Genomic DNA, 12,759 nt, shown 5'->3' with positions numbered 1-12,759 from the left:
AGGGAGGTGGCTAGTCCTTCACCGCGCCCGCCGTCACGCCACCGGCGACGTACCGCTGGGCGACGACGAGCAGGACCGCGGCCGGCACCGACGCGACCGCGGCGGTGGCCATGATCGAGTTCCATTCGGTGGTGTTGTTGCCGATGTACCGGTAGATGCCCAGCGTCACCGGGATCATTGAGCCGTTGCGGTCCAAAGTGGACGCGAAGATGAAGTCCGACCACGCCCACAGGAAGGCGAACAGCGACACCGTGATCACGGCGTTGCGGCTGACCGGCAGCACGATCGAGGTGAACGTCCGGACGGTGCCGGCGCCGTCGATCTTCGCCGCCTGCATCAGCTCCCCCGGGATTCCGGACATGAACGCTGTGAACACCAGCACGCCGAACGGCACCGCGATCGTGGAGTCCGCGACGACCAGGCCCCACAGCGTGTTGAGCCAGCCGAGGCGCACGTAGATGGCGTAGAACCCGATCGCCATCACCACGCTCGGGATCATCTGCGCCACCAGCAGCACGAAGTTGACCGTGCCGGCCCCGCGCACCCGCAGCTTGGCCAGCGCGTAGCCGGCGGGCGCGGAGATCAGCACGGTCAGGACCACGCACCCCAGCCCCACGAGCAGGCTGGTGCCGAGCGCGGGCAGCTGGTCGCCCAGCGCGTTCGCGTACCCGTCCAGCGTGGGGTTCCACGGGAACCAGTGCGGCGGATCGGTCCGCATGTCCTCGGTCCGGGTGAGCGAGACGTTGACCATCCAGTAGACCGGGAAGAGCATCAGCCCGGCCAGCACGACGCCGAGCGCCGTCTTCCACCCCCCGCGCCGCCGGGTCATGACCGCTCCTGACGTCGTTGTAGGTGCACGTAGAGGAAGCCGAACACCAGCGCGATGACGATCAGCAGGTTGCCGATCGCCGCGGCGGGCGAGAAGTCCGGCTGCCCGGTGCCGAAGGCCTCGTGGTAGGACCAGACCGCCAGCGTCGTCGACACCGTGCCGGGCCCGCCGGTGGTCATGATCCAGATGATGTCCACCACCTTGAGCGTGTAGACGAGCCCGAGCAGCAGGGTGATCGCCGAGACCGGCCGGAGCATCGGCATGGTGATCCGGCGGAACTTCTGCCACGCGGTCGCGCCGTCGAGCTCGGCGGCTTCGTACAGCTCGGCGGGGATGTTCTGCAGCCCGGAGTACAGGATCACCAGGTTGAACGGGATGCCGAGCCAGATGTTGGCGATCACCACCGAGGTCAGCGACCAGTGCGGTGAGGTCAGCCAGTCGATGCCGGCCAGGCCGAACGCCCGCAGGACCGCGTTGACGATCCCGTTGTCGCTGCCCAGCATCCAGGCCCAGGTGGAGCCGGACACGATCAGCGGCAGCAGCCACGGCACCAGGAACAGGCCCCGCAGCAGCCCGGACAGCCGGAAGTTGCCGCGGAAGAACACCGCCAAGGCCAGGCCGATGGCGTACTGGAAGGCGATCGACACGAGGGTGAACACGGCCGTGTTCCCCAGCGCGAGGCCGAAGTCGGGCGAGGAGAAGATCGCCGTGTAGTTGTCCGCGCCGACGAACTTCGCGTTGCCCTGCACGAACGCCCGCGCGTTGTAGTGGTGCAGGCTGAGGTCGATGTTCCGGTAGAGCGGGTAGACGTAGAAGATCAGCAGGTACGCGGTGAGCGGCGCGAGGAAGCCGGCGGTCGCCCACCGCGCCGGGCGGCGCACCCGGCGCGGCGGCGGGCTCGCCGAGCGGGCGCTCGACCGCTCGGCGAGCAACGTCGTACTGGTGGTGGGCATGGCGTCAGCCGACCGCCTTGGCCGCGGCCTTCTGGGCCTCGCCGAGCGCGTCCTGCGGGGACTTGGCGCCGCTGAGCGCGTTCTGCACCGCGGTCCAAAGGGGCTCGGAGATCTTCGGGTACTTGGTGCCGAGGTTGTCGGCGGTGCGGCCCTTCGCGGTGCGCACGGCATCGACCCACGGCTTGAGCTCGGGGTGCTGGGCCAGCAGCGCGTCCTGGCCGGCCCGGGTCGGCGGGACGTAGTAGGCGAAGGTGTTCGCCGTCTCGACCATGCCCTGCGGCGTCGTCATGCAGTCGACGATCTTCTTGGTCACCTCGTAGCGCTTGGTGTCCTTCTGCACGGGCGCGGTGAGGAACTCGCCACCGGTCGGGGTCGGCGCCACGCCACCGGAGCGGCCCGGGAGCTGGACGACACCGGTCGGGAACTTGGCCTTCGACGCGCTGGTGACCTGCCAGGTGCCGTTGACGGCGAAGCCGAACTCGCCGGTCAGGAACTCCTCCCAGCTGGTGTTCTGCGAGTCGTGGATGACCGAGTTGGGCGCGTACCCGGACTTCAGCCAGCCGGTCCACAGGTCGAGCGCCGCCACCGCCTCGGGCGAGTCGAGCTGACGCAGGTTCCCGCCGGCGCCCCAGAAGAACGGCAGGAACTGGAACGTGCCCTCTTCGGTGCCGATGCCGGCGAACGTGATGCCCTTGTGGTGGGCCGCGGTGACCTTCTGCAGCGCCGCGGTCAGGCTCGCCCAGTCCTTGATCGACGCCGGGTCCACGCCGGCCGACTCCAGGACGGTCTTGTTGTAGTACAGCGCGAGCGTGTTGGCCCCGATCGGGACGCCGAAGGTCTTGCCGTCGACGACGCCGGCGCCGAGCAGGTTCTGGTCGATCCCCTTGGTGTCGACGCCGAGATCGTCCATTGTGGACAACATGCCGGTGTCGGCCAGCGTCGAGACGGCCGGGTTGTCCAGCAGGATGACGTCCGGCGAGGTCCCCTCCTGGGCGGCGAGCAGGGACTGGTTCGTCAGCGCGGTCGTGTCGTAGGCGGTGCGCTTGATGCTCACCCCGGCCTGCGTTCCGCACGCCTCGACCCGCTTCGCCCAGCCGGAGGACGCGTCGTGCTGCGGGTACGGGTCCCACCACGTGTAGGTGGTGGGCGTGGCGCCGGCCGCCCCGCCGTCGCCGGACGACGAGGAGCAGGCGGCGAGGCCGGTGACCAGCGCCAGGGTGCCGGCGGCGGCCGCCAGCCGGATGGGTGAAGGCTTCACGGTATTCCTCCTTGAACTGCGTGAAGGGGGTCAGCTTCGGTGCGGGGTGCCGGTGCTGCCGCGGTCGACGAGCTCGGGCGCGAGCAGGTGCAGCACGTCGGGTTCCTCGCCCGCTTCCAGGGTCTCGATCCGGTGGACGAGCTGGCGCACGGCCAGCTCGCCCAGCCGGTCCGGGGCGCTGTCGATCGACGAGAACGGCAGGGAAAAGGTGCGGGCGAACTCGTCGGAGTACCGGCCGATCACCGACAGGTCCTCCGGCGCGCGCAGCCCGCGGTCGTGCAGCACGGACGGCAGCGCGGCGGCCGCCGCCTCGTTGTTGAGCAGCAGCCCGGTCACGCCGGGGTGGGCGTCGAGCAGGGCGTGCAGCTCCCGGCCCACCTCCGGCTGGCGGGAGGCGCCGAACACGGCGTGCAGCACCATCCCGCGCCGCTCGGCCTCGTCCTGGCCCCCGTTGCGCAGCCGCCAGACGTACGAACCGCCTCGCTCGACGACGTGCTCCGGCTGGGAAACCAGGATCAGCTCGCGGTGCCCGGCGGCGTGCAGGTGCCCGACCATCAGCCGGCCGGCGGCTTCGAAGTCCAGGTCGAACACGTCGACGCCGCTGGGGTCGCGGGTGAGGCCGACGAGCGCGCCGGGCTGGGGCGCCGCCCGCAGCAGCGGGACCCGGTCGTCCTCGTGGGCCACGTTGAGCAGCACGATCCCGTCGACCATGCGGGAGCTGGTGATCCGGTCGAGCGCGTGCGCCCCGTCGGACTCCGTCACCAGCAGCGTGTCGTAGCCGAGTTCGCGCGCGGTGTCCGAGACGCCCAGCATGTACTGCAGCATCGCGGGCTTGAACTCGTCCTCCAGGAACTGCGCGAGCAGGCCGATGACCATGGTCTGGGCCGTGGCCAGCGCCCTGGCGCCGGCGTTCGGCGTGTAGCCGAGCTGCCGGGCCAGGTCCTGCACCCGCACGCGGACCTCCGCGGAGATCGGGCGCTTGCCGGAGAAGGCGTAGGACGCCGTGCTGCGGGAGACCCCCGCCGCCTTGGCGACGTCGCCGATGGTGACCACTGTTTCCTCCGAAGGTGGCTCAGCGCACCGGGGCGCTGAACGGGGCGATCGCGATCCGGTCGAGCACCGGGGCGTACGGCGACCGCAGCAGGACGCCGGGGTAGGTGTCCGACGCGTAGGTCGTGCCGTCGAAGTCCGGCAGCTCCTCGGACCGGAACGAGAGGGTGTTGTCCCCCGGCTTCAGCTGGACGGGCACGGTCAGCTCCCAGAAGTTGTTCTGGTGGAAGCTGTGCGGGAAGAGCACCCGCCGCGCCGCACCGCCGTCGACCGAGATGTCCGCGTGGCGGGCCAGCGGATCCGGGTTGTAGTGCGTGGCTTCCGACTGCTCCGGGTTGGCGTAGCGGATCCGCAGCGCGTAGGTGCCCGGCCGGTCGGCGGTGACGTGGAACGTCACGGTGTTGCCGTTGCCGGGCGCACCACCCACGCCGGTGACCGCCTGGCCACCGTCCGCATGGGACAGTGCGGTCACCTGCGCCGTCCCGGCAAGCTGGGCGTTCTCCGCCTGGTAGGTCTTCACGGGCAGCGCGCCGTCGGTCCGGCGCACGTCGAGCCGGTCGACCCAGGACGCCGCCGCGACCCCGGTGAGGGTGACCTTGTTGATGCCGCCGGACAGCGACACCGCGGCCGAGCCGGTGCCGGCGACCTTCCGGACGTCCTGGCCGTTGACCACCAGGTTCGTCAGCCCGAGGCCGCGCACGGTCAGCGTCGACTCGGCGTCCTGCGGCGAGTACACCCAGAACGTCGCCGTGTCCCCGCGGCCGAGCCGGAGCGTGCCGGCGCCGGAGCCGGGGCCGTAGACCGGTTTCCCGCCGGACGTCGTGGCCAGTTCCGCCTCGTACACCGAAGTGGCCGCGGCGGGGTTCGGCAGCGACAGCTGGAGGCTGTCGACGATCGCGTCACCCTGCGTCGCGCGGGTGCCGTCGAGGCTGCGGGCGGCGAGGGAGAGCGTGTGCTTGCCCTTGCTCAGCCGCACCTTCGTGTCGGCGTGGTCCCAGACCACCCACTTGTAGCCCAGCGGCAGCAGCAGTTCCTGTTCGGCCGCCCCGTCGACGCGCAGGAACACGTTCGTGGGCCCGTTCGCCTTGACCAGGTCGTAGGTGTTGAGGGAGTTGGCGAACACGCTCAGGTCGTAGGTGCCGTCGCCCGGCACGTCGACGCCGAAGCTCAGCACGCCGTCGGAGCCGGTCCGGAGGCCGCCCACGTCGTAACCGCCCGAGGTGTAGAACTTCGAGACGTCGTTCGGGGAGCCTTCCGGGCCGTTCTTGCTGTAGCCCGAGCCGGTGTAGGTGGCGGCCTCGGCTTCGTAGCGCTGCTCCCACAGCTTCGGGCTCGCCGCCGCCGGAGCGCCGGTGCCGCCCGGGCTGAGCACGATCTCGTACGCCGACGACTCCTTCAGCTTCGGCAGCGAACCGCCGAAGTCGAACGCCGCCACGCCGTTCCGCACCTTGACGTCACGTTCGGAGATCAGCTCCGGCTGGGCCGAGTCCCCGATCTGCCCGGTCCACGGGATCTCCCGGATCCAGGCGTGCACGGTGCCGCCGAGTGCCTTCGGCACGTTCGCGAACTCGACCCAGGCGTTGCCGTCCTTGCCGCCGAAGATCGCCCGCGCCTGGGCCTTCGCCGGGTCGAGGGTCGCGACGCCCTGCAGCGAGTAGTTCTGCCCGGGAAAGGGCGGGGTCACCTCGACGGTGTGCCCGCTCATCTCGCCGTAGGCGTTGAAGAGCCACCACTGGCCGTTGCCGCGGTTGGCCTGCACGGCCGAGTCGGACAGGTTGCCGTCGATGTTCCAGTACGCGATGTCGGCGTCCACTTTGGACTCTTCGATCGCGGAGACCCACTGGATCATCTGGCCCGGGACCGAGGTGTGGTAGTTGAACGCGTACTCGTCGATGTTGATCGGCAGCTGCTTGCCCGCATGGGGCGTTCCCGCGAAGACCTGGGCCTCCCAGCCGCGGTACTTCGCGACGCTGGTGCGGATCTGCTCGGGGTGGCTCAGCTCGTGCCACGTCATCACGTCCGGCACGGTGCCGGCGGCGACGGCGTGCTGCAGGAAGCCCTTGACCTGGTCGTAGAGGACGCTGGTGTTCGGCCCGGCGATCCGCGCCGCGGGCAGCTTGCCCTTGATCAGCCGGTAGGTCTGGTCCCACGCGGCGAAGTAGTCGGCCGGGTTCGTCAGCCAGCTGACCCCGTTGTAGCTCCACTCCCCGGTGCCGAACATGTTGCCTTCGGGTTCGTTGAACGGCACGAACACGACGTTGTCCCGGTACTTCGGGTCCAGCTTGAGGACCTGGTCGACCTGCTTGGCGATCTTCTCCGAGTAGAGCCGCAGCTTCTCTTCGGGGGTGCTTCCCGGCCACTGGTAGGGGAAGCCGCGGTGGATGTCGGTCATGTAGACGTAGACGTCGCCGTTCGTGCTGTCCGCCAGCGGCTTGACGATTTCCAGGGCGTCGGCGCCCGGGTGCTGGGGGCCGTCCTGCGCCTTGGTGGCGATCGTCCGGACGTGCATGCCTTCGATGAGGTTGTCGGTGGGGACGCCGTCGCCGTACAGGCCGTAGAGGCTGCCGGCGGCGCCGCCGTGGAACGGCCCGGTGTCGCTGCCGAGGTCGATGGTCAGCTGGCCGTCGCGGACCACCGTGACCGACGCCGTCACCGCCCGGCCCGCGGCCGTCCCCGGCACGGTGAACGCGCCCGGGCGGCTGTAGGCCGCCGGGTCCACGGTGGACCACTGGATCGGCACGTCCCGGTCGTAGCCGTCACCGAACGTGCCGCGGACCGCGGCCGGGAGCGCGGGCGGCGTACCGACGGTGGCGCGGAGGTCGAACTTCGTCCGGGTCAGGCCGGTGACGGCGGGTGCCGGTCCGGCCAGCTCGGCGACCTGCGCGGCGGACAACGCCCTGTCGTACATCTGGAAGTCGTCGATCGCGCCCTTGAACAAGGGGTCGGCGTAGAAGCTCTTGCCGAGGTAGCCGGCGAACGAGGTGCCCGCGTCGGCGAGCTGCGCGGCGGTGACGTCGGTGCTCGCCGACGAGACGGCGGCGCCGTCGAGGTAGGCGGTGAGCCGGTGCGCGGCCGAGTCGAGCGTCACCGTGACGGTCTGCCACGTCGTCGGGAGCGCGGCGTAGCCGGTCACCTGGGCCTCGGCGCCGCCGCCGGCGGTGGTGACCGCGCCGCGAAGGCGTCCGTCGGAGTTCGACGGCGTCGCGAACAGGTACTTCGTGGTGTCCTTGCCCAGCGCGAAGAGCCACTGCCACGGCGCGGCGTTCGCGTTGTCCCATTTCACGCGCACGGAGACGGTGACATCGGGTGCGCTGCCGAGGGCGGCGCGCGGGAGCTTGACGTAGGCGCCGTTCGAGGTCGGCGCGCCGCCGGGCAGGGCCAGCGCGCCGCCACCGCCGGCCCCGGCGACGACCTGGGCGGTGGCGCCGTTGACCAGCGTGCCGTCGAGCCCGTGCCCGGAGGAGTCGGACACGACCCCGGTGCCCAGGTCGGTGGTGTCGAAGTCGTAGTGCACCAGCGGCCCCGGCGCCTCGGCCGCCACCGCTGGTAGCGCTAACAGCTGGCCGGCGCCGAGCAGGGCGGCGGCCAGCACCAGCGTCACCGTGCGGACCGGCGTCCGCGTTCCTCTCGATAGCACCATCGTCGCTGCTCCTGAGTAGGTCCGAACGGCTGAGCGTGTCGACCGAGGCGGTGATCATCGAACCGGTTCGACGGCCAGCCTCAAGCGCACATTGTGAGCGTTAACACGATCCGGTGGCAAGACCCTTCACGGATCGAGTGCCGACGACGCCGGATTGTGACGGCGGCTCGACCGCGGGAGCGCCACCAGCCGGCGCCGCTAGCCTGATGCGGTGACGATCGAGCTGGTCCTGCTGCCGCGGGTGGCCCACCGCGGCCGGGAGATCACCAGCCCCCGCCTGGGCGGGCTGCTCGCCCTGCTCGCCGACGACCTCCGCACCGGGGCGAGCACCGCCCGCCTGATCGACGGGCTCTGGCCGGACGAGCGGCCGGAACACCCCGCCAAGGCGCTGCAGGTGCTCGTGTCCCGCGCCCGGGCCCAGCTCGGCCACGACGTCATCGAGGCCACGCCGGCCGGCTACCGGCTCACCCTGGCCGAAAGCGAGGTGGACACCGGCGCGCTGCTCCTCAGCGCGACCGCCTGCGCCCGGCTCGCCCGCGACGGCGACCACGAAGCCGCGCTCGCCCAAGCGGAAGCAGGCCTGGCGCTCTGGACGCCGCGCGACGACCCCGGCAGTGCCGATCCGCTCGGCGCGCTGAGGACGGCCCGGGCGTCGACCGCCCGGTGGCTGGTCCGGGCCCGGGCGCTGTGCCGCTCGCGGCTGGGCCGCGCCGCCGAGGTGGTCGACGAGCTGACCGAGCTGGCGGCCGAACGACCGCGCGACGAGGAACTGCTCGTCGAACTGCTGCGCAGCGAAGCCGCGACGGCCGGGCCCGCCGCCGCGCTGGCCCGGTACGAGGACTACCGGCGCCGGGTGCGCGACGAGCTCGGCACCGACCCCGGACCCGCGTTGCGCGAGGTGCACCAGCAGCTCCTGCAGGGCGAAGCCCCCGTGGTGCGCCACGGCATCGCGCACGAGCCGAACCCGCTGCTCGGCCGGGACACCGACCTGGCCGCCGTCGCCGGGCTGCTGCGGACGTCCCGGGTCACGTCGATCGTCGGCGCCGGCGGGCTGGGCAAGACCCGGCTGGCGCACGCGGTGAGCCGCCGGGCCGAACAGCGGACCGTCCACTTCGTACCGCTCGCCGGAGTCACCCACGACGACGACGTCGCCGCCGAAGTCGCTTCGGCGGTCGGCGGTGCCGACACGGGAGGCCCGCCGGGCAGCCACCCGCCCGCACCGCGCGACACCGTGACCGGCATCCTCGACGCGCTGGGCCCCGGCCCGGCACTGCTGGTGCTCGACAACTGCGAACACGTCGTGCGTGGCGTCGCCGACCTCGTCCGGACGCTGGTCGCGCTCAGCGCGGACCTGCGGGTGCTCACGACCGGCCGGACACCCCTGGGCCTCTCTTCGGAGTCAGTCCACCCGCTGCCGGAACTGGATCCGGCGACCGCCGCCGAACTCTTCCGCCAGCGGGCCCGCGCCCTCCGCCCGGACCTCGACCTGCCGGACGCGGCCGTCCGGCAGCTGTGCACCCACCTCGACGGCCTGCCGCTCGCCATCGAGCTGGCCGCGGCGCGGACGCGTGTCATGTCCGTCGCCGAGATCGCCCACCACCTCGGCGACCGGTTCTCGCTGCTGCGCGGCGGCGCCCGCGACGCCCCGCCGCGGCACCGCACGCTGGCGGCGGTGATCGGCTGGAGCTGGGCTCTCCTCGACCCGCGCGCGCAGGCCGCCATGCGGGCCCTGTCGGTCTTCCCCGACGGCTTCACCGCGGGCGCCGCCCGGTATCTGCTCGGCGCCGACGCGGTCGACCTGCTCGACCGGCTCGCCGGCCACTCGCTGCTCAAGGTGCTGGACACCCCGGCGGGCACGCGGTTCCGGATGCTGGAGACCCTCCGCGAGTTCAGCGCCGCCCGCCGGGAGGAAGCCGGCGAGACCGACCGGAGCACGACCGCGTTCCTCACCTGGGCCGTCGACTTCTCCCTGGCCCACCACGAATCCCTCTTCGCAGCCGACCTCGTCCCGGCCATGCGGCGGGTCGGCGCCGAACAGGACAACCTGGTGCACGCGCTGCGGCACGGGCTCGACCAGGAGGACGGCGCGACCGTCGCGGCCACCGCCGCCGTCCTGGGCGGCCTGTGGACCTTCGAGTCGAACTTCGGCCGGATGGCCGCGCTGGTCGAGGACACCGCCTGGCTCCTCTCCCACTTCCGGCCCGGGCCCGGCCTCGTGGCCGCGACCCGCGCGGCCCTGGTGCTGAGCGCGGTGAACAGCTTCCTGCTGCAGGGCCCCCGGCCCACCCGCGCGCTGGTCGCCCTCCGCCGCCTCCCGCCCGCCGCACCCGGCACCCTGGTCCACGCCGCCGAGACGGTGCTCCGCACCGTGGCCGCACCGGACTTCGCCCCGCTGTTCGCGTTGTGCGGCAACGAGAATCCGCTCGTCGCCGGGCTGGCCGAGGGCGTCGCCAGCTACGCGTGGTCGGCACTCGACGCCCCCGAGCGCGCCTTGGCCGCGGCCGAGCGCATGGTCGCCGTGTTCGACGACCGGGAGTCGCCGTGGCTGCGCGCCGTCGCCCACGCGCGGGTCGGGGAACTGTGCCTGGAGCTGGAACGCGGGAAGGAAGCCCGGCGGTCGATCGGCACCGTGCTCGCGGTGCTCGACGAGACCGGCGCCTGGCCCGGCGCCGCCCGCGTCCGGGGTGCGCTGGTGCTGGCCAACCTCCAGCTCGGCGCGATCGACGAAGCGGAGCACTGGCTCGAACAGGCCATGCTGACCGGCGGCCGCGAGGTGGCCGGAGCGTCCATGGTGGACGTCGGCGCCCGCGCGGAGATCGCCTTGGCCCGTGGCGACGCCGACACGGGCCTGCGCCTGTGGCGGCAGGCCGCCGACCGGCTGCGGTCCACAAAGGACACCGGGCCCGGCGCCGACGGCTGGGCGTGGGAAACCCAAGCCGTCACCGTGGTCGCCCACGCCCACCACGGCCGCCTCGACCTCGTCACCGAGATCACCGGCGAGCTCCCCCGCGCGCTGCCCGGCCTGCTCGAAGACCCCGCGACGTCGCTCCCGGTCTCCGGCGCCCTCCTGCTGGCCCTGGCCCTGACCGACCTCGACCGCGCGGAAACGGCCGGCGAGCGGGCCGCGGCGGTGCGCATGATCGCCCTCGCCGAGCGCTTCCGGTACGTGCGCGGCTTCCACCCGACGATGTCCTCCGCCCGCATCCGGGCCGTGGCCGAACGGGCCGACGAGCCGGCGTACACCGGCGCGGTGCCGGAATACGCCGGCCTCGGCCGCGAAGAGCTGCGCGCAGCCGCCCTCGCCGCGTTGACGCTCAGGCCGCGGGATCGCGCCTGAACAACGCCCGCGCCCAGACGTACCCCGCGACGGCGAACCCCGCGCACCAGGCGACGGCGACCCAGGCGCTGCCGCCGACCGGGGTGCCCAGCACCAGCCCGCGCAGGGTGTCGATGACCGGGGTGAACGGTTCGTTGCGGGCGAACCAGCGCACGGCTCCCGACATCGTGTCCGTGGGCACGAACGCGCTGCTGACGAACGGCAGCACCTGCACGACCAGGATGAACAGGTTCGCGCCCTCGGCGTTCTTCGCCAGCAACCCGACCGCGACCGCGAGCCAGGTCAACGCGAGCGCCAGCAGCAGCACCACGCCGAGCGCCGCGAACCAGCCACCCGGCCCGGCGGCGGGCCGGAACCCGAACAGCAGCGCCACCGCGACGACCAGCACCGCGCTGACCACCGTCCGGAGCACCGCACCCAGGACGTGCCCGGTCAGCACCGACACCCGCGCGATCGCCATCGTCCGGAACCGCGCGATGATCCCCTCGGTCATGTCCCGGTTCACCGCCAGCGCCGTCATCGACGCGCCGTACCCGACGGTCATCAGCAGGATCCCCGGCACCAGGTAGTCGACGTACGCCCCACCGCGGACGCCCGCCTGCATCGCGCCGCCGAACACCCCGGCGAACAGCAGCAGGAGCAGCACCGGCATGCCCAGGGACATGATCATCATCCCGGGGTACCGGCGCAGGTGCCGCAGGTTGCGGCGCAGCATGGTCGCCGAATCACGCACCGCGTAGCTCATCGCACGGCCTCCTTCTCGGTCGTGAGGGCGAAGAAGACGTCGTCGAGATCCGGCGTGTGCACCGACAGGCTGCCGACGTCCACCCCCGCGCCGTCCAGCCGGTCGAGCAGCCCGCGCAGCGAGCGGACCCCGCCGTCGCCGGGCACCGACAGCGTGAACGCGGCTTCGTCCCGCGTGCCCTCCCCGAGCGCCCGCTCGGCGGCATCGAGGCTTTCGGCGTCGGCGAACTGCAGCCGGACGTGGCCGCCGGGGACCCGCCGCTTGAGCTCGTCCGGGGTGCCTTCGGCCACCACCCGCCCGTGGTCGAGCACCGCGACCCGCCCGGCCAGCTCGTCGGCCTCGTCGAGGTACTGCGTCGTCAGGAAGACGGTCACGCCGCCGGCGACGAGGTCGCGGATGATCCGCCACATCGTGTGCCGGCTGCGGGGGTCGAGCCCGGTGGTCGGCTCGTCGAGGAACAGCACGCGCGGGGCGCCGACGAGCGTCATCGCCAGGTCGAGCCGCCGGCGCATCCCGCCCGAGTAGGCCGAGACGAGCTTGCCCGCGGACTCGGCGAGGTCGAACCGCTCGAGCAGGCCCGCCGCCTTCCGCCGCCCGTCGGCGCGGCCGAGGTGGTGCAGGTCCGCCATCAGCAGCAGGTTCTCCTCGCCGGTCAGCAGGTTGTCGACCGCCGAGAACTGCCCGGTGACGCCGATCGCGGCGCGGACGCCGTCCGGCTCGGCGGCCACGTCGTGCCCCGCGACCGACGCCTGCCCGCCGTCGGAGTGGATCAACGTCGACAGGATCCGGACGGCGGTCGTCTTGCCCGCGCCGTTGGGCCCGAGCAGGGCGAAGATGGTGCCCTCGGTGACGTGCAGGTCGATGCCGTCGAGCACGACCTGGTCGCCGAAGGACTTGCGCAGCCCGCTGGCCGCTATCGCCGGGGTGGTCACGGTTCTCCTCTCGTC

At 72.4% G+C, this 12,759-nt stretch carries 8 protein-coding genes; 1 reads left to right on the top strand and 7 read right to left on the bottom strand.

The genetic code is table 11. The features are described 5' to 3' along the window. Positions 1-10: 10 nt before the first annotated feature. From ACZ7OH_RS46035 to ACZ7OH_RS46015, 5 genes are read right to left on the bottom strand one after another with little or no spacing between them, the layout of a single operon-like run. Complete coding sequence (locus ACZ7OH_RS46035) at positions 11-829, bottom strand: carbohydrate ABC transporter permease (RefSeq protein WP_470286701.1); 819 nt, start codon at positions 827-829, stop codon at positions 11-13. After that, entirely contained in the window at positions 826-1,782 is a 957-nt protein-coding gene (locus ACZ7OH_RS46030) for a carbohydrate ABC transporter permease (protein ID WP_470286700.1), read from the bottom strand. The genes ACZ7OH_RS46035 and ACZ7OH_RS46030 overlap by 4 nt, the downstream gene beginning before the upstream one ends. Before the next feature lie 4 nt (positions 1,783-1,786). Further along, the gene (locus ACZ7OH_RS46025) at positions 1,787-3,040 is read right to left on the bottom strand and encodes a sugar ABC transporter substrate-binding protein (RefSeq protein ID WP_470286699.1); all 1,254 of its coding nucleotides are present in this window, start codon (positions 3,038-3,040) and stop codon (positions 1,787-1,789) included. A 30-nt stretch (positions 3,041-3,070) separates the two neighbouring features. Next, positions 3,071-4,093: a LacI family DNA-binding transcriptional regulator gene (locus tag ACZ7OH_RS46020; RefSeq protein WP_470286698.1), complete on the bottom strand. Its 1,023-nt coding sequence runs from the start codon at positions 4,091-4,093 to the stop codon at positions 3,071-3,073. Positions 4,094-4,112: 19 nt separating this feature from the next. Further along, the gene (locus ACZ7OH_RS46015; RefSeq protein WP_470286697.1) at positions 4,113-7,730 is read right to left on the bottom strand and encodes a LamG-like jellyroll fold domain-containing protein; all 3,618 of its coding nucleotides are present in this window, start codon (positions 7,728-7,730) and stop codon (positions 4,113-4,115) included. A gap of 211 nt (positions 7,731-7,941) precedes the next feature. Between ACZ7OH_RS46015 and ACZ7OH_RS46010 the strand changes: the two genes are divergently transcribed. Beyond that, positions 7,942-11,067 (top strand): ATP-binding protein, encoded by a 3,126-nt coding sequence (locus ACZ7OH_RS46010; protein WP_470286696.1) that lies wholly within the window; start codon positions 7,942-7,944, stop codon positions 11,065-11,067. Here the strand turns inward: ACZ7OH_RS46010 and ACZ7OH_RS46005 are convergent. Continuing rightward, positions 11,045-11,812 carry an ABC transporter permease gene (locus tag ACZ7OH_RS46005; protein ID WP_470286695.1) on the bottom strand — a complete coding sequence of 256 codons (768 nt, stop codon included), beginning with the start codon at positions 11,810-11,812 and terminating at the stop codon, positions 11,045-11,047. The genes ACZ7OH_RS46010 and ACZ7OH_RS46005 overlap by 23 nt on opposite strands. After that, positions 11,809-12,744, bottom strand: a complete 936-nt coding sequence (locus ACZ7OH_RS46000; RefSeq protein WP_470286694.1) for an ATP-binding cassette domain-containing protein — start codon at positions 12,742-12,744, stop codon at positions 11,809-11,811. The genes ACZ7OH_RS46005 and ACZ7OH_RS46000 overlap by 4 nt, the downstream gene beginning before the upstream one ends. Positions 12,745-12,759: the final 15 nt, after the last annotated feature.

The sequence above is a fragment of the Amycolatopsis sp. NPDC114478 genome, from assembly GCF_055633805.1.
Note: the sequence above shows the minus strand (reverse complement) of the source record. Positions and strands in the feature narration are given on the sequence as shown.